Origin of the sequence: Thermococcus sp. ES12, assembly GCF_012027515.1 — an archaeon.
Taxonomy (GTDB): Archaea; Methanobacteriota_B; Thermococci; order Thermococcales; family Thermococcaceae; genus Thermococcus; species Thermococcus barossii.
On sequence record NZ_SNUP01000004.1, the window covers coordinates 171707 to 193049 of the forward strand.

At 55.5% G+C, this 21343-nt stretch carries 16 protein-coding genes; 10 read left to right on the forward strand and 6 right to left on the reverse strand.

The genetic code is table 11. From position 1 onward, the window contains the following. Positions 1–131 precede the first annotated feature (131 nt). The 3 genes from E3E37_RS10340 to thpR all read left to right on the forward strand — a co-directional run bounded on the left by E3E37_RS10340 (position 132) and on the right by thpR (position 5198). Positions 132–4004, forward strand: coding sequence for an adenosylcobalamin-dependent ribonucleoside-diphosphate reductase (locus tag E3E37_RS10340; RefSeq protein ID WP_167717130.1), 3873 nt, complete (start codon positions 132–134; stop codon positions 4002–4004). A gap of 135 nt (positions 4005–4139) precedes the next feature. Continuing rightward, a complete protein-coding gene (locus E3E37_RS10345) occupies positions 4140–4604 on the forward strand; it encodes a phosphoribosyltransferase (protein ID WP_088865701.1) in 465 nt (154 codons plus the stop codon). 39 nt (positions 4605–4643) lie between these two features. After that, a complete protein-coding gene (thpR, locus tag E3E37_RS10350) occupies positions 4644–5198 on the forward strand; it encodes an RNA 2',3'-cyclic phosphodiesterase (RefSeq protein WP_167717132.1) in 555 nt (184 codons plus the stop codon). On the opposite strand, the gene E3E37_RS10355 is transcribed toward thpR, so the two are convergent. Continuing rightward, positions 5162–6481 carry an ATP-binding protein gene (locus tag E3E37_RS10355; RefSeq protein ID WP_167717134.1) on the reverse strand — a complete coding sequence of 440 codons (1320 nt, stop codon included), beginning with the start codon at positions 6479–6481 and terminating at the stop codon, positions 5162–5164. The two genes, thpR and E3E37_RS10355, sit on opposite strands and share 37 nt — an antisense overlap. 73 nt (positions 6482–6554) lie before the next feature. Here E3E37_RS10355 and cca point away from each other — a divergent pair, with 73 nt between their 5' ends. Then, entirely contained in the window at positions 6555–7934 is a 1380-nt protein-coding gene (gene cca, locus E3E37_RS10360; RefSeq protein WP_167717136.1) for a CCA tRNA nucleotidyltransferase, read from the forward strand. Here cca and E3E37_RS10365 read toward each other — a convergent pair. Together E3E37_RS10365 and E3E37_RS10370 are read right to left on the reverse strand one after the other, a co-directional pair. Next, on the reverse strand, positions 7857–8081 hold the full coding sequence (locus E3E37_RS10365; RefSeq protein ID WP_167717137.1) for a hypothetical protein: 225 nt from the start codon (positions 8079–8081) through the stop codon (positions 7857–7859). The two genes, cca and E3E37_RS10365, sit on opposite strands and share 78 nt — an antisense overlap. Before the next feature lie 95 nt (positions 8082–8176). Further along, the gene (locus E3E37_RS10370) at positions 8177–9904 is read right to left on the reverse strand and encodes a glycoside hydrolase (RefSeq protein ID WP_167717139.1); all 1728 of its coding nucleotides are present in this window, start codon (positions 9902–9904) and stop codon (positions 8177–8179) included. Positions 9905–10028: 124 nt separating this feature from the next. Between E3E37_RS10370 and E3E37_RS10375 the strand changes: the two genes are divergently transcribed. The 4 genes from E3E37_RS10375 to ileS all read left to right on the forward strand — a co-directional run bounded on the left by E3E37_RS10375 (position 10029) and on the right by ileS (position 15223). After that, entirely contained in the window at positions 10029–10337 is a 309-nt protein-coding gene (locus tag E3E37_RS10375) for a hypothetical protein (protein WP_167717141.1), read from the forward strand. 30 nt (positions 10338–10367) lie between these two features. Beyond that, positions 10368–11198: a DMT family transporter gene (locus E3E37_RS10380; RefSeq protein WP_167717143.1), complete on the forward strand. Its 831-nt coding sequence runs from the start codon at positions 10368–10370 to the stop codon at positions 11196–11198. Between the two features lie 181 nt (positions 11199–11379). After that, positions 11380–11745 (forward strand): hypothetical protein, encoded by a 366-nt coding sequence (locus E3E37_RS10385; RefSeq protein WP_167717231.1) that lies wholly within the window; start codon positions 11380–11382, stop codon positions 11743–11745. A 274-nt stretch (positions 11746–12019) separates the two neighbouring features. Further along, on the forward strand, positions 12020–15223 hold the full coding sequence (ileS, locus tag E3E37_RS10390; protein ID WP_167717146.1) for an isoleucine--tRNA ligase: 3204 nt from the start codon (positions 12020–12022) through the stop codon (positions 15221–15223). 133 nt (positions 15224–15356) lie between these two features. Here ileS and E3E37_RS10395 read toward each other — a convergent pair whose 3' ends face one another. Further along, positions 15357–16442: a radical SAM protein gene (locus E3E37_RS10395; protein WP_167717148.1), complete on the reverse strand. Its 1086-nt coding sequence runs from the start codon at positions 16440–16442 to the stop codon at positions 15357–15359. A gap of 72 nt (positions 16443–16514) precedes the next feature. On the opposite strand from E3E37_RS10395, the gene E3E37_RS10400 reads away from it, so the two are divergent. After that, complete coding sequence (locus tag E3E37_RS10400) at positions 16515–16877, forward strand: ribonuclease P protein component 2 (protein WP_167717233.1); 363 nt, start codon at positions 16515–16517, stop codon at positions 16875–16877. Here the strand turns inward: E3E37_RS10400 and E3E37_RS10405 are convergent. Beyond that, positions 16874–18226 carry a glycogen synthase gene (locus tag E3E37_RS10405; RefSeq protein ID WP_167717235.1) on the reverse strand — a complete coding sequence of 451 codons (1353 nt, stop codon included), beginning with the start codon at positions 18224–18226 and terminating at the stop codon, positions 16874–16876. The genes E3E37_RS10400 and E3E37_RS10405 overlap by 4 nt on opposite strands. Positions 18227–18270: 44 nt before the next feature. After that, complete coding sequence (gene trmBL1 / locus E3E37_RS10410; protein ID WP_167717150.1) at positions 18271–19293, reverse strand: HTH-type sugar sensing transcriptional regulator TrmBL1; 1023 nt, start codon at positions 19291–19293, stop codon at positions 18271–18273. Positions 19294–19365: 72 nt separating this feature from the next. Between trmBL1 and E3E37_RS10415 the strand changes: the two genes are divergently transcribed. Then, positions 19366–21300: an alpha amylase N-terminal ig-like domain-containing protein gene (locus tag E3E37_RS10415; RefSeq protein WP_167717152.1), complete on the forward strand. Its 1935-nt coding sequence runs from the start codon at positions 19366–19368 to the stop codon at positions 21298–21300. Positions 21301–21343 lie beyond the last annotated feature (43 nt).

The window sequence follows — 21343 nt, forward strand, 5'->3', positions numbered from 1 at the left end:
CGGGGCATAAATTCGTCACCCCGGCAACTTCCAACGGGGTAAGGTATATGTAGGAGTGGCCGGCATAGAGTCTTGCTGATGCTTCTACTAACGGGGGCAACGATAAACAGCTGTATGTCAGGGGTGTTTATATGCCGGTTGAAAAAGTGATGAAAAGGGACGGCAGAATTGTCCCGTTCGATAAAGACCGTATAAAATGGGCTATACAAAGGGCAATGCTTGAAGTTGGTGTCCGTGACGAGAAGCTCCTCAACAGGGTCGTCAGGCGTGTTGTCAGGAGGGTCAACGAACTCTACGACGGACAGGTCCCGCATATAGAGAACATTCAGGATATAGTCGAGCTTGAACTCATGCGCGCCGGCCTCTTTGACGTTGCCAAGGCCTACATCCTCTACCGCAAGAAGAAGGCTGAAATCCGCGAGGAGAAGAAAAAAATCCTCAACAAGGACAGGCTGGACGAGATAGACAAGCGCTTCTCCATCAACGCCCTCCGCGTTCTCGCTTCCCGCTACCTGATAAAGAACGAGAAGGGCGAGATAGTAGAGAGTCCCAGAGAGCTTTTCGAGCGTGTCGCCCTTCTCTCAGTCATCCCTGACCTGCTCTACGACGAGAGGGTTTTTGACAAAAACGGCGGACATGAGCAGGACCTGGGCAGAGTGGAGCACTACATGGAGAAACTTGAGGAGTATGACGGAAAGCTCTCCATCGGAAGGTTCAGGCTCAACAAGTACCACTTCGAGAGGCTTCTGAACCTCTACCGCGAGCTGGCGGAAAAGGGTCAGATGAAGGTCTCAATCGACGCCGTCATAAAGATGCTCGAAAACGGCGCCTTCGACCGCTATGAGGACGAGGTGGAGGAGTACTTCAGACTGATGACCAGCCAGATATTCATGCCGAACACCCCCGCGCTCATCAACTCGGGCAGACCGCTCGGCATGCTCTCGGCGTGCTTCGTTGTCCCAATAGAGGACGACATGGAGAGCATAATGAAGGCAGCGCATGATGTAGCCATGATACAAAAAATGGGTGGCGGAACGGGTTTGAACTTTTCAAAACTCCGCCCAGAGGGCGATCTGGTTGGAACGACAACGGGAGCAGCCTCGGGACCTGTCTCGTTCATGCACCTCATCGACGCCGTCAGCGACGTCATCAAGCAGGGGGGAGTGAGGCGCGGAGCCAACATGGGCATCCTTGAAGTCTGGCACCCGGACATAGAGAAGTTCATCCACGCCAAGGAGAAGAACGTCGGAACGAACGTGCTGAGCAACTTCAACATAAGCGTCGGAATCTGGGCCGACTTCTGGGAAGCCCTCAGAGAAGGAAAGCGCTACCCGCTCATCAACCCGAGAACAGGCGAAAGGGTCAAGGAAATCGACCCCAAGAGCCTCTTCGAGGAGCTCGCCTACATGGCCTGGGCCAAGGCCGATCCGGGCGTCGTGTTCTTCGACGTCATAAACAAGAGAAACGTTCTGGAGCCCGCAAAGGGTGAAAAAATCCGCGCTACTAACCCCTGTGTGGTCGGGGATACGAGGGTCCTGACGCCGGAGGGATACATAAAGGCGGAGGAACTCTTCAGCATTGCAAAGGAGCGTGGTAAGAAGGAAGCCGTTGCAGTTGAGGGAATTAGCGAGGGCGGGGAACCCTACGCATACTCGGTGGAGATGCTCCTGCCGGGAGAGGAGAGAGTCGAGTATCGGACAGCCCACGGCGGTGAACTCACAATAGCGGATCCCGTTGCCGTTCCGGCCTACGTCTGGAAGGTCGGAAGGAAGACCGTCGCAAGGGTTAGAACCAAAGAGGGCTACGAGATAACGGCAACGCTCGATCACAGGCTGATGACGCCGGAGGGCTGGAAGGAAATCGGTGACCTCAAACCGGGGGACAAGATACTCCTTCCAAGGTTTGAAATAGAGGAGGACTTTGGAAGCGAGAGCATAGGCGAGGATCTGGCCTTCGTCCTCGGCTGGTTCATTGGCGACGGCTACCTCAACACCAACGATAAGCGCGCCTGGTTCTACTTCAACGCCGAGAAGGAAGAGGAAGTGGCGTGGAAGATAAGGGGGGTATTGGCCCAGCACTTTGGGACGAAGGCTGAGCCGCACCGCTACGGCAACCAGATCAAGCTTGGCGTCCGCGGAAAGGCCTACGAATGGCTAAAAGACCTCGTCAAGACCAACGAGAAGCGGGTCCCGGAGATCGTGTTCAGACTGAAGCCGAATGAGATTGGAGCGTTCCTCCGCGGACTCTTCAGTGCGGACGGCTACGTGGACAACGACAAGGCCGTAAGGCTGACCTCCCGCGACAGGGAGCTTCTCAGGGACGTTCAGGACCTCCTGCTCCTCTTCGGAATCCTGTCCAGGATATACGAGAGGCCCTATCCAAGCGAGTTCAGGTACACCACCAAGGACGGCGAAGAGAGAACCTACGAGGCAGAGGGCTACCACGAGCTCGTCATAGCCAACTACAGCAGAAAGCTCTTCGCCGAGAAGATCGGCTTTGAAGGATACAAAATGGAAAAGCTCAGCCTCAAGAAGACCAAGAGGGACGAGCCGGTAGTTACGGTGGAGAGCGTTGAAATCCTCGGCGAGGAACTCGTCTACGACTTCACAGTTCCAGAAAAGCACAGCTACATAAGCAACGGCTTCATGAGCCACAACTGTGGCGAAGAGCCCCTCTACGACTACGAATCCTGCAATCTGGCGAGCATAAACCTTGCAAAGTTCGTGAAGTACGACGAGAACGGGGAACCCTACTTCGACTGGGACGAGTACGCCTATGTCATTCAGAAGGTCGCCAAGTACCTCGACAACGCCATTGACGTCAACAAGTTCCCTCTGCCCGAGATAGACAGGAACACCAAGCTCACGAGGCGCATAGGTGTCGGAATAATGGGCCTTGCCGATGCACTCTTCAAGCTGGGCATAGCGTACAACAGCAAGGAAGGCTACGACTTCATGAGGAAGGCCACAGAGTACCTCACCTTCTACGCATACAAATACTCGGTCGAAGCCGCCAAGAAGCGCGGACCCTTCCCGCTCTATGAAAAGAGCAGATACAGGGACGGTGAGCTGCCCGTTGAGGGCTTCTACCACCGCGAGATATGGAACCTTCCATGGGATGAGCTGGCCAAGGAGATCAAGAAGTATGGGGTTAGAAACGGAATGACGACCACCTGCCCGCCGACCGGTTCGGTCAGCATGATAGCCGACACATCCAGCGGAATCGAGCCTATCTTTGCCCTCGTCTACAAGAAGAGCGTCACCGTCGGTGAGTTCTACTACGTTGATCCGGTCTTTGAAGCAGAGCTGAAGAAGCGCGGCCTCTGGAGCGACGAGATACTCAGGAAGATAAGCGACAACTACGGCTCTATCCAGGGGCTTGAGGAGATACCCGAGGATATGCAGCGCGTTTTCGTCACGTCAATGGACATCCACTGGCTCGACCACATTCTCGCTCAGGCCAACATCCAGCTCTGGCTCACCGATTCGGCAAGCAAGACCATAAACATGCCCAACGACGCAACGGTTGAAGACGTTAAGGCCGCCTACCTGCTCGCCTACAAGCTCGGGTGCAAGGGTATAACAGTTTACCGCGACGGCTCGCTCAGCGTCCAGGTCTACAGCGTCGAGGGCGAGAAGAAGCAACGCGTCAAGGCCAAGCCGAGCGAATACGCGGTTGAAAAGCTGAAGGCGGTGGTTGAGGCGGAGCCCTGGCTCTCCAAGTTCATCAACGTTGAGGCCATACTCAACGGCACCAACGGGAAGGAAAAGACCGAGAGCGGTCTGAGCTTCTCGATAAGCAGGCCCGCTCCGGCAAAACCCATGCACGAGCACCCCCACCACGCGGAGAAGCCAGAAATCCCTGAGGAGAAGATAAGAGAGCTTTTAGGAGTGGCCTACTGCCCCGTCTGCTATGAGAGCGACGGAGAACTCGTCGAGCTGAAGATGGAGAGCGGCTGTGCCACCTGCCCGCGCTGCGGCTGGAGCAAGTGCGTGATTAGTTAGTCCCATTCCCCTTTCCAGATTTTTAACATTTTCCTGACAACGGAGGCTTTTTAAGCGAAGGACTTTAACTTCTACCCATCAGCCGAAAGCCTTAAGTTATGACCTTCAGAGCTCACGCTATTCGGAGGTGTTGAGATGGACAAAGTTTACCTCACCTGGTGGCAGGTGGACAGGGCAATATTCTCGCTTGCAGACGAACTTAGAAAGAACTTCGTACCCGATGTCATAGTCGGGGTAGCGAGGGGCGGCCTGATTCCGGCGGTGAGGCTGAGCCACATCCTCGGCGACTTGGAAGTCAAGGTCATAGACGTCAAGTTCTACAAGGACATCGAGGAAAGGATGGAGAAGCCGGTCATAACGATTCCACTCCACGGCTCGCTTGAGGGCAAGAAGGTCGTCATCGTTGATGACGTCAGCGACACCGGGAAAACCCTCGAAGTCGTCATCGAAGAGGTGAAGAAGGCCGGAGCGGAGGAGGTAAAAGTCGCCTGCCTCAGCATGAAGCCCTGGACGAAGGTAGTTCCCGACTTCTACGTTTTCAGGACAGACAAGTGGATAGTCTTCCCCTGGGAGGAGTTCCCCGTCGTTGTGAGGGAGTAACATCTTTAACCCCCTCCCCCAACTTTTCTCGGTGGTGGTATGAGGGCGTTCATAGCCATAGAGGTCAGCGACGAGGTTCGAGATAACCTGCTAAAGGCCCAGGAGAGGATAGGAAACAAGTCGGCAAAGATAAAGTTCGTCGAGAGGGAGAACTTCCACGTTACCCTCAAGTTCCTCGGAGAGATTGACGAAATAACAGCGGAGGAGGTCAAGAAGGCCCTGGAGGAGATAGCGAAGAAGCACAAGAAGCACCGCGTTCGCGTTAAGGGCATCGGCGTCTTCCCGAACCCGAACTACGTGAGGGTGATATGGGCCGGAATAGAGAACGACGAGGGCATAAAGGCCATAGCGAGCGACGTCGAAAGGGAGATGCGCAGGCTCGGCTTCAAGAAGGACAAGGACTTCGTGGCCCACATAACAATAGGCCGCGTCAAGTTCGTCAGGGACAAGCTCGAACTGGCGATGGCGTTAAAAGACCTCGCCAACGAGGACTTCGGCGAGTTCGAGGTTAATGCCATAGAGCTGAAGAAGAGCACGCTTACGCCGAAGGGCCCGATCTACGAGACAGTTGCAAGGTTCGAGCTGGCGGAGTGAAGCTGGAAGAGGAAGAGTGGAACCGGGATTATGGCAAGATTTTTTCCCTCAATAAACTCTAGCCTGTCCTTTGAGAGGAGTATCTTCTCCTTTATCCCGACCCTTGGGAAGTCCGAGGGGTTAACCCTATTCCTCCACTTCACCTCAACTCCAAAGCCGGGGGTTATGAAATCAACCTCCCTGGAACCGCTGAGGAAGTAAGTGGGATAGAGGCGCTTCAGGTGTTCACCCACAACCCCCTCAATTATCCTGTCGGTCTCAGGCCCCTTTCCAAAGAGTCTTTTGAAGGTATGGATTAAAAGGGGATCAGTAAAGTAGAATTTGCGCTCTTTTCTAAACATGGGGACAAAGTCGTGGAGTTTGACCTGGAAATAGTTTCGCCCTATGAAGAGCCCCTCGAAGAGTTCAAGGTAGTCCCTCACCGTGACGTGGGAGCCTATCTCAAGCTCTTTAGCGAGGGAGTTGAGGGTTATCCTGTCACCATAGCGGCGCAGGAGGCCCAGTACCACCGAGAGGGCTATTCTCTCGCTCCTTCCCAGTTTGGCAACGTCGAGGATCGTTGCGTTGTAGATCATTTCATAGGTCTCCGGGGTTATACCCCCCTCCAGCAGTTCGTAGATTGACCTCGGATAGCCCCCGGAGGAGAGATAAAAGTCGAGTGCCCCGCTTAGAACTTCAAGATGGGGGTAGAGCTCAAGGGCGTTTTCGTAGAACTCCCGGCCCGTCTTTGGAAGCTCGTGGGGGAGTTTGAGGTTCTTCAGTCTTGGTTCAAAGATCAGAGAAACGGTCTTGAAGTCCAGCGGAAGGAACTCCTCAACTTTTATGTCCCTCCCGGGAAAGCTCTCCCTTTTGAGGCCAGCAGAAGTTGAGCCCGTGACCTGGAGAACCATCCTCGATGCAAGGGGGGAATCGAGAAGGAACTTAACCGACCTCTCCCAGCCCTCGACGAAGGTGACCTCATCGAGGAAAACGTAAACCGGCCCCTTCGTGCTCCGGAGAAAGGACCTGACAACCGAGACCATCTCGCGGTAGTCCCTCAGGAGGTCGCACGAGAAGTAGAGGATGTTCCTCGAACTCACCCCCGATTCTATGAGGTTCGCTATGGAGAGCTTCATGTAGGTGGTCTTACCGACCTGCCTTGGGCCTATCAGAACTTTGTTGGCCGGCTCAAAACGGTAGCCTATCCTCGGTTTCCGGGAAAGGGCTTTTTTAACCCTCTCGTCTTCGTATATCGCATCGGGATCGGCCCACCAAGGGTTCTGTAGAACGACTAGGTCTTCCATTTCACATCATTGACAGCTTAATAACAAAAGATATATAAAGATTTTGATAGCTAAGTATCAACAGGTGCAGAGTATGAGCCTTGATGACACCATCGAAACCGTTCTCCAAAAAGTCCTCCAGAGGATACGCCCCACCGAGGAGGAGAGGGCCTTCGTTGAGGGGCTGATGAGAGAGCTAGAGGGGATTGCGCGGGATACCATTGAAAGCCTCGACCTCGATGTGAAGCCATACTTCGTCGGCTCCCTCGCGAAGGACACCTATTTAGCTGGAGACCACGACGTTGACCTCTTTCTTGCTTTTCCTCTCGATACCCCCCTGGAAGAGCTCAGGGAGAGGGGTCTGGAACTCGGCAGGGCCATAGCGGAGAGGTTAGATTCCCACGAGGTGGCCTACGCTGAACATCCGTACGTGAGAGCAACATACAGGGGAGTGAAAGTTGATCTGGTTCCCTGCTACGATGTGAAAAGCTGGAGGGACGTGAGAACCGCCGTTGACCGCTCGATACTGCACACGAAGTGGGTTCTCGATAACCTGAGAGGTAAAAACGACGAGGTCAGGCTCCTCAAGCGCTTTCTGAAGGGGATTAACGCCTACGGGAGCGAGATATACGTTCGCGGCTTCTCGGGCTACCTGGCGGAGATACTCGTCATCAGGTACGGCTCGTTCCTCAAAGTCCTTGAGAGTGCCGACTTCATGCTGAGGCAGAAGGTAATAGACCCCGGGAACTGGCTAAAGCGGGAGCACGAAACGGCCATGAAAACCGTCGGGCGTGAGGCTGAGGCCGACAGGCCGCTGATAGTCATAGACCCCGTCGACCCGAGGAGGAACGTGGCGGCGAACCTGAGCTGGGAGAAGTACGGAATTTTCTACTTCAAATCGACCCAGTTCCTGGAAAACCCCTCCGAGGAGTTCTTCTTCCCGATGAATAGGAAAATTGACAACTACCTCTCCGAACTTCGGAGAAAGGGAACCCACCTCGTGGCCCTGTTATTTGAAGCCCCGGAGCTGGTGGACGACGTTCTGCTCCCCCAGCTGGAGAGGAGCGCGCGGGGCTTCGAGCGGGCCCTCTCACGGGAGGGCTTCAACGTCCTCGGCTGGAACGTCGGGCGTAAAAGTGGCAAGGCGTTCATAATGCTGGAGGTAGACAGGAGGGAGCGTGAGAGGGTAACGATAAAGCCCGGCCCGGAGTTCTTTACCGAGAGGGGCAGGGACTTCTACCTGAAAAACGAAAGAGTATGGCTCGTCGGAAAGAGGCTCTTCGCGGAAAAGAACGTGAAGGATGACATAGTGGAGGTCATCGCTGAACTCCTGGAGAAGAACCAGGTTGCCACGGGGAAAAGCATCAGGGAAAACATCAGAAACGCCGAGATAACCCTAGACTACGTCCCGAAGGACCTGGAAGATGAGGCCTACCTCTTCCTGAGCAGAGAGAAGTGGAATCTGAAGGGCTAACAGGAGGGTCTTCTTCCCAACTCCCCTCTTTTCCGCGTCCTCCAGTATGCGCTTGATCCTGAGGTACTCCTTTCCCCCGAGCTTCATCAGCACGGGGCCCAGTATGGACAGCCCCTCCTCATGGCGTTTCTTCTCCTTCAACTCCATCCCCTCCGTCTCCGGTAGTTTCTGATAATGTAACAAGGTTTTAAATGTTAGGCTAACAAAATTAAATAACCAAACGTCCCTGCGAGGGGTATGCATCATTCCCTGTGTTCACACCATTCCGGGTTCTCCCAGTCCCCGTGAACCTCGCCCGGTATGTGACCGGTGTCCGCGACGGCCCAGTCGAGGTTGTAATGCCCTATCAGGTCCCTCAGCTCTCCCCTCAGGTCGCGCTTTCCGACGTAAAGGGCCGCTCTCGTCACGACGTTGTAGCCGCTGTTGGGAACCTCGGGCTTAAGCGCTTCCTCCCACGCCCTCCGGCTTGTCTCCCAGCCCTCCAGCGGGGGCATCGCGGAGAGGTTCCAGAGGTGGTACAGTTTATCGAAGCTGAGGAGCTTGAGGTAGGCCTCGATGAAGAGCCCCTGAAGCTCGCTCCCGTCGAAGTAGCGCATCAGCTCGATGAGGGCCTTCGCCATGACGGAGACGTTGCCAAAGGCCACGCGCGTGTCAAGGTTCTCCCAGAAGCGCGGGCAGGAGTGGTTGGCAAGGAGCATGAGATAATAAATCCTCCCGAGTCTGAGAGCCTTTTCATCGCCGTTCGCGGGCTCAAGTACGTAATCCATGGAAGTCTCCAGGCCGAAGTGGTCGTAGTAGTCCCTGAAGAAGACCCTCGCGTACCTCACCAGGAACTCCTCAGGGCGAGCGTTGAGCTCAGCAAGGCCCCTTAAAACGCCGAGGCGGACTGCCCTGTTCAGTTCCTCGAAGAGCCTCGTGAAGGCCACCTTCCAGAGCTGGGAAATTCTCTTCCCCCTCGCCTCCCTCGCGAATACCCTTCCATCTGCTCTCCTGTAACCGAGCCATCTCGAATCGCTCGTCTTGCCGTCGAGGCTTAAATCGAAGTAGTCGCTCCAGCTGGAATAGTCCTTGACGGGCATCTCGAAGGAACACTCCCCATCGAGGCGCCTGAATTCGCCGGAGAGCTTCTTGGCCACGAACTCCATCGCCGAAACCCTCTCAACGCCCCTTCCCTCAAGCCCATCCATCCAGGCCGTGAAGCGGTCGAGCTGTTTTGGATTCCCCAGGAGGCTCTCAAGGTCGCTGGCCGTGAATACTAGGTAGGGGATGCCGAGGTTCTCCTTGTGGTCGTCGCGGTAGGAGAGGGTTCTCTCGACCAGGCCGGGGACGTCGAGTGTGTTGAAGGCGAAGGCATCACTTAAAGACCACTCCCTTCCGAAGACGAAAGAGTTTGAATAGCGGTTGCAGGAGTGTTTCGCCTGCGGGAAGTCGTAGAGGAGCTGCCTCTCGTCGAGGAGGAAGACGAGCCTTCGGTCGGTCGAGGACTCAACGATTTCAGCCGTTTTTCTGGTTATCACAGCCTCGGGGAGCCAGTAGCCTATCACCGACTTTTTCCCGATGAGGGGGGCATAGAAGTCGAAGGAGACCCTCGCGAGAATCCTCTGCTCGAACTCGTCGAGGTGGGGAACTATGGGGTGGAAAGGTGTCGTTGGGACGGCGTCAAACCTCTGGAGGAGTTCAACCGTATCTTCAAAGGCCCGCCTGCGGTAGCGGAGGAGCATCAGGAAGGTGAAGGGCTCGATGTCTATGCTCACCCCCTCCATTCGCGACAGGGTGTCGGCTATGTGCTCGTAGGAGTAGAGCATTGCCCTCGTCCAGTTCTCGCCCTTGACTTCTTCCCCGCGGATTCTTATGGCAACGGGGCTTCTCCTCTCCTCGTACTCGAGGGGCCTGCTCCCATCGCCGTCTTTGACGTGGACGATGTCGCCGGGCTGGTAGGCGTGGAAGTGGTGGGCGTACTTCATCAGCATTGTCTCACCGGGAGTGATACATTACCGGCCCTTATTTGGGTTTCGGAGAAATTGGAGGGCATTTTTACCCAGATGTGCCCGATAGATTAATAAACCTGTGCATTGAGTGTCAATCGGTGGGAGAATGGAGCGCGAATTCAGGAGGATTCTGGGTGAAGACCTGGCCAATTACCTGGAGTTAATGAGGGCGAAGCTGGCCTTCGCCGAGGAGCTGTACGGGATAAAGATGAACTACGTGCCCCTTATCATGGAGGGGGAGATAGTAATCCTCGACAAGAACGACGGAAAAATTAAGTGGCTGAAGACCAAGAGACCACTCACAGTCGAGGAGTTCAAAGCCCTAGCGGATAAAATAAAGGAAAACCTTGAGTCCGGATACGTTGAGATGCTCCTGTCCATGAACATGGGCTGTATCAACGGGCCCGGCGAGTAACCTTTTAAACCTCCCCGACAACTCGGCTCGATGAACCGCTCCGAGCTGATACTCCTCGGCATCACTGCTATATGGGGCTTCACTTTCCCCGCCATGAAGGTTAGCCTTGCCTACCTGCCTCCGATACTCTTTCTGGCGTACCGCTTCGGCATAGCCTCGCTCCTGATGCTGCTGATTTTCCGCGAAAGGGTCCTTAAGAGGGAGACCTTCAGGGAGGGCTTCATCCTGGGGGCGACCCTCTTCTTCGGCCACGGCTTCCAGATAGTCGGGCTGAAGTACACCACCGCCTCGAACTCCGCCTTCATAACCTCGCTCTACGTCGTCTTCACGCCATTCATAGCCTACTTCCTGCTGAGGGAGGGGCTCAAGCTTAGAGATGCCACTTCACTCGCGATAGCCCTCACCGGCCTCTACCTCATCTCCGGAGCGAGCCTGAACTTCAACTACGGCGACATGCTCACCGTCCTGTGTGCCCTGAGCTTTGCCTTCCAGATAGTGCTCGTCCAGCGCTTTGGGGAGAAGGACTACCTCAGCCTGGCCTTCTGGCAGATAACGTGGAACTTCGTCTTTTCGCTGGCCTTTGCGCTCGTCGCCGAGCCCTTCACCCTCCCGACCGACCCGATGCCATGGGCCGGAATCCTGTACACCTCAGTCTTCGCAACGGTGATAGCCTTCACGCTCCAGGTGAAGCACCAGAGGAACACGAGGGCACACAAGGCGGCACTTATTTACTCGGCCGAGCCGATATTCGGCCACGTTGCAGCGTTTCTAACTATAGGGGAAATCCTAAGCGCCAGAGGATATCTTGGCGCGGCGCTGATAATGGCGGGGATATGGAACGAGATTAGAAACCAGGGGTAGGATCGGAGTCGAGGAAGGATACCCTTTCCCCGAACCTTAAGTTTAGGCCGAGGTCTCCGCCGTGCGCTTGACTACACTCCTCTGTGATATCTCAGTTCCAGAGACATATAAGCCTTGAAAAGGATTTAAAAACAAAAAGTTAATAAATTCTCCGAGATAAATAACTCCGGAGGTGGTGGCCATGGTGCACGCGTACATCAGGGAGAGAACCAAGGAGCTTTCGAAGGAGGAAAAGGAGAAGCGCTACAAGTACCTGGGGAAGGAGGTCATAGACGTCAACGCCCCCGGACTGGACAGCATCCCTGAGTTCTACGGCATAGCAAATGCAATATGGCACGACTGGAAGGAGGGAGAGATAGGAACCAAGACCGCACTCGGAAGGCTCGCCCTCCTCAAGCTATTGACCTACAAGACCAGGAACAGGAAAATCCAGGATATTCCCGAGGAGGATCTCGAAGAGGTCAGAAAGTTCATAGACTACGTCATGCAGGTCATAAAGAACGAGAGCAGGCGCAAAGGTGAGCCCGAGGAAGAGCGTCAGGTTTAAATCATCCTCACATTAAATCCAACCGGCCCTCCCCCTCACGCCCCTGGGAGAGGTGACCTGGGGTCGGTCGGGGAGGGCACACTTCCCCCATACCGAGGCCTGCAGAGTCTGAAAAGGGACCGTTTCATCCAAAAACCTTATAAGGGAAGTTCCCAATTCTGCCCCGATGCCCATGAGGGGGGAGTGTTTTATCCTTCGCTTCGCCCGTTTCGCGGCCTGAGTCCCCCTGTTCTAGGGTAGTCCATCCTAAAGATCATTTCTGGAGGGTTTTAACATGATAAAGGAACCGGAGTTTAGGGAGTACAACCCAGGAAAGCTTGAGGAGAAAATAGAGCGCTTTTGGAAGGAAAACGACACCTACGAGAAAGTGAAGAAGAGCCGAGCCGAAGGCCCGAAGTACTACTTCCTCGACGGGCCGCCCTACGTCAGCGGTGCAATACACCTCGGAACTGCCTGGAACAAGATAATCAAGGACATGGTGATAAGGTTCAGGACGATGCAGGGCTACAACGTCCGCAGGCAGCCGGGCTTCGACATGCACGGACTGCCGATAGAGGTCAAGGTCGAGCAGGCCCTCGGGCTCAGGACCAAGAAGGACATAGAGACCGAGATAGGAGTGGACAACTTCATCAAGAAGTGCAAGGAGTTCGCCCTCAACAACCTCAAGGTCATGACGGAGCAGTTCAAGATGCTCGGCGTCTGGATGGACTGGGACGAGCCGTACATGACCATAAAGAACGAGTACATCGAATCGGGCTGGTTCACGCTCAAGCGCGCCTGGGAGAAGGGCCTGCTTGAGAAGGACAAGCGCGTCCTCCACTGGTGCCCGAGATGTGAGACTGCCCTGGCTGAACACGAGGTTCGCGGCGAGTACAAGATAAGGGAAGACCCGAGCATATACGTCAAGTTCCCGGTTGAGGGCAGGGAGAACGAGTACCTCCTCATCTGGACGACGACACCGTGGACGCTCCCCGCCAACCTAGCGGTTACCGTTCACCCGGAGTACGACTACGCCAAGGTTAAGGTCGAGACCGAGAACGGAGAGGAGTACTGGATAATAGCGAAGGCCCTCGTGGAGAGGGTTCTGAGCGAGGTCGGCGTCAGGGGAGAGATAGTTGAGGAGTTCAAGGGAGAAGAGCTTGAGGGAGTGCGCTACGTCCACGTCCTCATGGACGAGTATCCAGCCCAAAAGGAGTTCCGCGAAAGGTACGAGTGGGCCCACCGCGTAATCCTCGGCGAGCACGTGACGCTGGGAGAGGGTACCGGCCTTGTCCACACCGCCCCGGGCCACGGTGAGGAGGACTTCGAGATAGGCAGACAATACGGCCTGCCGGCATACAGTCCGGTGGACGATGAGGGGCGCTACACCGAGGGCAGGTGGAAGGGAACATACGTCAAGGATGCCGACCCGGAGATAATAGAGCACCTTCGCGAAAAGGGCTACCTTGTCAAGGCCGGAACGATAGAGCACAAGTATCCGCACTGCTGGCGCTGCAAGACCCCGCTCATATTCAGGGCAACCGACCAGTGGTTCCTCAAGGTCAGCAAGGTGAAGGACAAGATAATCAAGGAGAACGACGAGAAGGTGACCTGGTATCCCGACTGGGTCAAAGTGAGATACGACAACGGCGTCATGAACTCGGGTGACTGGGTCATAAGCAGGCAGCGCTACTGGGGAATACCGCTCCCGATATGGCAGAGCGAGGATGGAGAGATACACGTCGTCGGCTCGTTCAGGGAGCTCGTTGAGCTGAGCGTCGCGATAGAGGTGAACGGCGAGAGGATAGAGCTCCCGGAGAGCTACGAGGAGAAGCTCAGGGTCATAGAGGAGAAGCTCGGGCCGGAGGACCTGCACAGGCCCTACGTGGATGCCTTCATCATAAAGGTCAACGGCAAGGAGATGAGGCGCGTTAAAGACGTCGTTGACGTCTGGTTCGACAGCGGAATAGCAAGCTGGGCTTCGCTGGACTACCCGCGCAACAGGGAGCTCTTCGAGAAGCTCTGGCCCGCTGATTTCATCGTCGAGGGTGAGGACCAGGTCACCAAGTGGTTCTACTCCCAGCAGGCGGCTTCGGTTATAGCCTTCGACACCGTCCCCTACAGGCACGTGGCGATGCACGGCTACGTCCTCGACGAGAAGGGCGACAAGATGAGCAAGAGCCTCGGCAACATCATAAGGCCCGAGGAAGTGGTTCAGAGAGAGGGCAGAGACCCCTTCAGGTTCTACATGCTCTGGGCGACGAACCCCTGGGAGAACCTGCGCTTCAGCTGGAAGGGCCTTGAGCAGGTCAAGAGGATGCTCAACATACTCTGGAACGTCTACGTTCTCAGCGCGACCTACATGGGCCTCGACAACTTTGATCCTACCAAACTCAAGCCCGAGGAGCTTCTCTTCCGCGAGGAAGATAGATGGATACTCAGCAGGGTTAACGGGCTCGTCAACGAGGTCACCGAGGGAATAGAAACCTTCAGGCTCACGAAGGCAACGAGGGCCATCTACAACTTCGTGGTCGAGGATTTGAGCAGGTGGTATGTGAGGCTCATAAGGAAGCGCATGTGGGTCGAGGGCGACGACCCCGACAAGTTAGCTGCCTACTACACCGTCTGGAAGGTCTTCGACGTCCTGCTGAGGCTCATGGCGCCCTTCACGCCCTACATAGCGGAGGAGATATACCAGAACATGCTGAGGCCGTTCCTTGGAGTCGAGAGCGTCCACATGCTCGACTGGCCTAAGGCCGACGAAAAGGTCAGGGACGAGGAGCTTGAGCGCGAAATGGAGTACGTCAGGAGAATCGTCGAGGCCGGCTCAAGCGCCAGGCAGAGGGCCAAGATAAAGCTCCGCTACCCCGTCAGGAGGATAGTCGTAGAGACCGAGGACGAGACCGTGGCAAAGGCCGTCGAGAGGCTCAACAGAATACTCAGCGACCAGCTCAACGCCAAGGAGGTCGTCGTTGGCAAGGTGGAGAGGGAGCTCGTCATCAAGCCCAACTTCGCTAAGGTCGGTCCGGAGTTCAAGGGCGATGCAAGGCTCGTGATAGCGTGGATAAACGAGCACGGGAGGGAGCTCTACGAGAGGGGCGAGATGGACGTTGAGATAGAGGGTAAAACCTTCCACCTCACCAGAGAGCACCTGAGCGTGGAGGAAAAACTGCCGGACTTCCTCGTCAGCGAAGAGTTCGAGGGCGGAAGGGTCTTCGTGGACAGAACCCTCACGAGGGAACTCCTCGCCGAGGGCCTCGCGAGGGAGTTCGTCAGGAGGATACAGGAGATGCGCAAGAGGCTTGACCTCGACGTGAACGACAGGATAGTGGTTACCATAGAGACCACCGATGAGAACCGCGAGCTCCTCAGCGAGAACCTCGACTACGTGATGAAGGAGACCAGAGCTGTGGAAGTTCGCTTCGGGGAAGCCAAGGGCTACGTCGTTGAGTGGCCTGAGGTTCAGGCGAAGATAGGGATTGAGAAGGTCGAGGGCTGAGGCCCTCTAATTTTTCTACCCCCATATTACCTCATGATGCCCAAAATCCCGCTTGGTGCATGAACTTATGCCCCCGTAAGTTACTTACGCCCCCATGACCAACAACTTAAAGTAGTAAAATGCAAAAGCGGGCTCATGGCAGCGGAACCCTCTCCACCTCAAGCCTGTCGAAGGTCGGGTACTCTTCCACGATGAAGAACCGCACGTCGCCCTCAATGGCCTCGGCCAGCTCCACCGCGACCTCCTCGGGCATCTCTATCCTTCCCCTCTCCCTGTTGACGTACAGCCACTCAGGCGGAACCTCGGCCTCCTCCACGAGGAGCATGTAGAGTTCGTCGAGGTCGTCGTATTCCGCTATGCCGAAGCGGAGCGTGCCCTCCTCGGTTATCTCCATGTAGGGTTTGGCGACGTTCCTCGCCATCCTCCTCAGCCTGTTCCTGAGCTGGACGGCATCTTTGAGCCTCGCGGTGCAGAGGTGGTAGCTCAGGGAGGTGTTCTCCTCGCCCCATTCGAGCAACTTAAGGCCCAGCTCAAGGGAGCCTTTGATGGCCGCGCTCTCGTCACTCACAGGCTTGTAACCCCTGTCGAGGATGGCCCTCAGGTTCGTCTCGCTGAACTCCAGCTCGTTCACGTTGAGGAACTTCGCGCCGAGGCCGTCGAGGAATTCAGCGTACCACTTCATCCTCTCGAACTGGCCGGGGACTGAAGGAATCTCGCCTCCGACGTCCCAGTCGAAGTCGAAGGCGTTCCTTATGTTCTCGATTTCAATCTTGAAGAGCCTTGAGTTCGGGTTGAAGAGATCGGGGTGAAATCGTATCTCGTCCAATCCGGCGTCATAGAGTTCCTCAAGGTTCTTCTTTGTGGCTAAAGCACCGGTGGTGTAGAGGTGAACGTGAAAACTCTCGCCAAAGGCCTCCTTGAGGACACGGATGTGCTCGGCCGTTCTCTCAAGCCTCGCGAGGGGGTCGCCGCCCGTAACTCCTGCTCCCTTAGCATCCATCAACAGGGCCTCTTCGATTATATCATCAAGGCTTCTCACCGGCCTCTCGTTGGCGTAGACGACGTCTCCCCTCCTGTGCTCGCTCAGGGGGCAGTAGAAGCAGTCACGCGGGCATTTTCCAGTGGTGAAGAGGACGAGCTTCTCACCCCTGACGCAGAGCTGGCAGCCCTTTGGCAGCTCGCGAACGGCGTACGAAAAGTAAGGCGTCTCCCAGACCATCGACTCACCTCGCTAACCCTAAACGAGGGGGAGGGCTTAAAAAGGTTGGCGGGCAAAGTTGTGCAGATGCCTATGAGGGAGAAGCCGAAGTACCTGCCGCCCACCCTGAGGGACAAGCACCGCTACATAGCCTTTCAGGTCATCGGGGAGAGGAGATTTAAGGGGGAGGAGATAAAGAGGGCCATATGGGAGGCCAGCCTCTCAACCCTAGGGACCCTCGGCTCGGGCAGGGCAAAACCATGGTTCATCAAGTTCGATGAGAAGAGCCAGACCGGAATCGTTAGGGTGGACAGAAAGCACGTCGAAGAGCTCCGCTTTGCCCTGACGCTTGTTACGGAGATAAACGGCTCGAAGGCAATATTCAGAACCCTCGGCGTGTCTGGAACCATAAAGAGGTTGAAAAGAAAGTTCCTGGCCGAGTACGGGTGGCGTTAGCGCAGGAAGGGAACGGCCTTATCAACCGCCCCCTCGTAGACTTTAATGTACCTCCTGCACGCGTTCTCCCAGGTGAAGTCCTTTCTAGCCCTCCTCTTACCATTCTCGCGAAGCCTTTTCAGCGTCTCCCCATCCAGGTCGTTGGCAAGCACCATCGCCCGGGCAAGGGCAAACGCATCCCTCGGCGGCACGAGGATTCCGGTGGCATTCTCGGGGTCGGAGTTGAGGTCAATTATCGTATCCTTCAGGCCTCCAACGGCGCTCGCTATCGGAACCGCGCCGAGGCACATCGCCTCAAGCTGAACAAGACCGAAGGGCTCGAAGTACGAGGGAATTATAACGAAATCCACCGAGCCATAGAGCTCGCGGACGGTCTCCCTGCTCAAGAGCTCGGTTACCACCATCACGTTTTCAGGGAAGCGATTCTGGACTGTCCTTGCCCACGCCTCCAGTTCAGAGTCACCCTTGCCTATTATGATGAACCTCATTCCCTTAAAGGCAGGATCGGCTGAGAGGACCTCTATCGCCCGCAGGAGCGTATCAACGCCCTTCTGGGCTCTGTCAAAGCGTCCTATGAACATGAATGCCTTTCCATCGCTCAGACCGAAGCGCTCCAGAACGAGCCTTCTCCTTTCCTCCCTTGGGAGGTCCTTCGTCTCCATGAGTTCCTCGTTCCAGAAGGAGCAGTCTATGCCGTTGAAGACGTGCGTAACCTTCCCCTCAAAGTGCCTGAAGAACTCCCACTCCTCCCACAGGTAGCTTCTGCTGACGGTCGTTACGACGTCCGCTATATAGGCGGCGGTGTGCTCCGGGTCTATGTCTGGGTAGGGGGCAAGTTCAGCAAGGTTTGCCTCGCCGAAGTAGTGGCCAGGTATCTTGGCCTTGTTGAGCCTGTGAACGGTGAAAACACTCCTTATTCCGAAGTACTTTCTCAGGAGACCAAGGGCAAAGACGGTGTGCCAGTCGTGGGCGTGGATTACGTCCGGTTTAAATGTTTCAATAAGCTCGTTCATCAGCCCAACGCTAGCCTTTCCAAAGAGGACGGTTTTTCTCAGAAGTGCCTCCCAGTTTGGACCGTAAACATCGGCCTCACTGAGAAGCCCCCCACCGAGGGAATAGACAACAACCCCGTTCTGCTCCCTCTTCCTGACGGTTATTGAAACATCACCGCCAAAGGCCGAGACCTCAAAGGAATCAACCGTCTCACCGAGGCCCTTTCCATGATCGGGCGTGAAGACAACGACCTCGTTGCCAAGTTTGGCTAAACCCTCGGCTATGCTCGTTATGGCCTCGGCTAAACCGCCGACCTTCACGGGCAGGTACTCAAAACCAAGGATAAGAATCCGCATCGGCATCACGACTCCAGGGAATCGATGAATTGAAAGGAAAATCCTCATTCAAGGAGGATGAACTTCTCCCCCTCGATGTCCTCGAAGTAGCTGCCGATGCCGCCCACCTTCCACTCCCTTCCATCGGCTCTGACCGTCACGTTGGCCATGAGGGGAGTGTACTCGTAGGCGGTTATCTCCCCCTCCAGCGTCACGGGCTCCTTGGTGTCCACGAGTCTCCCGACTATCTCAGCTCTCCTCGGAAGTTCCGTTAACTTTAGGAGGGTTATCAGGGTTCTTATGTTAACCAGGGAAAGCGGTTTTGGCAGGGACTCGTAGTTCAGCGGCTTCGCAATCTCGCTGTTGTCGAAGTAGATGGTGTAAAACCAGTGCATGTAGTTCTGAATTATCTTGGGGCTCTTGGCCCAGAAGGAGTAGAACTTCTCGCGCCTCTTGTCCCTCGGAAGGGCACCGAAGAAGAGGGCGTAGTTGATATCTCCGATTATCCAGCTGGCCATGAGCCAGGGAGCGCCGCCGGTTCTCGCGAGGATTATGTTGTCCTTCCTAAGCCAGTCGGGTATCTCCTCGAAGTTGCTTATGATCACGAACACTATGTCCTTTCTGGCTCGTATCTCACCCTTGAGAAGCTTTAGGAACTCGAATGGCGTGTTTATGAGAACCTCGTGCTTTGCCGTTCTGATTACGTACTCAGCGCGCTCAACAGTGTTGTCAAAGCCCTGGATAGTCCAGATCTCCGGCAGATCCTCCCCATGAACCTCGCGGTAGAGGTCGAGGAAGGCCACCTTGAGGTTCTCTATGTCCTCTATGAAGTCCTCCTTTATCTTCTCAAGGACGACTTCCGGATTAACCGGTTTGTAGAGCCTTGGAGAGCCGTGCATAACGTCAACGAATCCCTTCCTGTGGAGCGAACTGAGGACGTCGTAAACCCTCGTGTGGGGAATACCGCTCTCCTTTGTTATGTCGGTGGCCTTGCTCGGGCCAAGCTTAAGAAGGGTTATGTAGGCGAGGCTCTCATACTTGGTGAGACCGAGCTTCTGAAGTTTCTCAATGATTTCCTCTTCCTTCATACCGAGACCTCCAAACTTTTAAGTTTCACTCGCAGTAGTTTATTCATCAGTAGTGATACTTGGGTGGGGAAGGTGTATAAAATTTTCGGGTCCAAACCTGACTGGAGGTTCGGCAGGGTCGCGGAGGTGGAGTTCTCGATTCCGGCCAGGGGAAAATACGCCTACCTCCTGGGAAGCTTCAACGCCTTCAACGAGGGAAGCTTCAGAATGACGCGAAAAGGGGACAGGTGGAGCATAAAGATAGAGCTCCCGGAGGGAATCTGGCACTACGGCTTCTCGGTGGACGGGGAATTTCTCATGGATCCAGAAAACCCCGATGTGGAAACCTACAGGAGACTCTCCTACAAGCTGGAAAAGGAAGCGAGTGTGGCGAGAATAGTAGGGGAAGGTGAGTTCTTCCACAGACCGAGCGCCACCTACCTCTACTCCATCGCGGGCAGAACCCACGTGGTTTTTCGCGCGGCGAGAAGGAAGGCCTCGGGGGTGCTCCTGATAACGGGAGAGGCCAAAATCAGGATGAGACTTAAGGCGCGTGACGGGCTTTTTGAATACTTCGAGGCGGTCCTGCCCGGTAAAGGCCCCCTTGAGTACTCGTTCATCGTCGAATCCGAAGGAAAAACCATCGAACTCGGCCCTTTTGAGGCGAAGCCTTACAGATACAATGCCCCAGGGTGGATTTACGAGAGGGTCTTCTACCAGATAATGCCCGACAGGTTTGAGAGGGGCCTGCCCGGGACTCCGAGGGGAAGGGCATTTGCCGGGGAGGGATTCCACGGCGGAGACCTGGCCGGAATAATAAAGAGGTTAGACCACCTCGAAGACCTCGGTGTAAACGCGCTCTATCTCACCCCCATCTTTGGATCGATGACCTACCATCGCTACGATGTCACGGACTACTTCAACGTCGATACAAAGCTCGGCGGCTGGGGCGTTTTCAGGGAGCTTGTGAGGGAGCTGAAAAAGCGGGACATTAAGCTTATTCTCGACGGCGTCTTCCACCACACTAGCTTCTTCCATCCCTTCTTCCAAGACGTGGTTGCGAAGGGGGAGAACAGCAGGTACAGGGACTTTTATCGAATCACCGGCTTCCCGCTTGTCCCGGATGAATTCCTGGAGGTTCTAAAATCGGATGAACCATGGCCCGAGAGATACAGAAAGCTCAAGGGGCTGAAATGGAACTACGAGAGCTTCTACTCGGTATGGCTGATGCCCAAGTTGAACCACGAGAACCCAGAAGTAAGGAGGCTCGTAAAGGACGTCATGCTGCACTGGCTTGAAAAAGGTGCGGACGGCTGGCGCCTTGACGTTGCCCACGGCGTTCCGCCGGAACTCTGGCGGGAGGTGAGGGAAGCGATGCCGAGGGAAGCCTACCTCGTCGGGGAGGTCATGGACGACCCAAGGCTCTGGCTCTTTGATAAGTTCCACGGGACGATGAACTACCCCCTCTACGAGCTCATGCTGAGGTTCTTCGTCGAGCGGGAGATTGACGCGGGGGAGTTCCTCAACGGCCTGGAGCTGCTGAGCGCCCATCTTGGTCCCGCGGAGTACGCAATGTACAACTTCCTCGACAACCACGACACGGAGCGCTTCATCGACCTGGTGGGCGACGAAAGAAGGTACCTCTGTGCGCTGGCGTTTCTGATGACCTACAAGGGAATCCCCTCGATATTCTACGGCGACGAGATTGGACTCAGCGGGGGCGGCGAAGGCCTGAGCGCCGGAAGGACACCGATGAATTGGAACGAGGCAGAATGGAACACCGCCCTGCAGAATGTCACAAAGGAACTGATAAGACTCAGACAAAGAAGCCGGGCGCTTCAGCTGGGTGAATTCAAGCCACTGGTTTTCGAAAATGGGCTCATCCTTTACGAGAGGACTTGCCGTGACGAGAGGGTTCTCGTGGCAATAAACTACTCGGAGAAAAATGTGACAATCACCGTTCCTGAAGAGTACGACAGTGACGGCATAGAGCTGGCACCATGGTCGTTCATTGTGCTGACCCGATGAACCCACCTTTTCATCGAGGCCCTATCATGACCCTACCTCACAG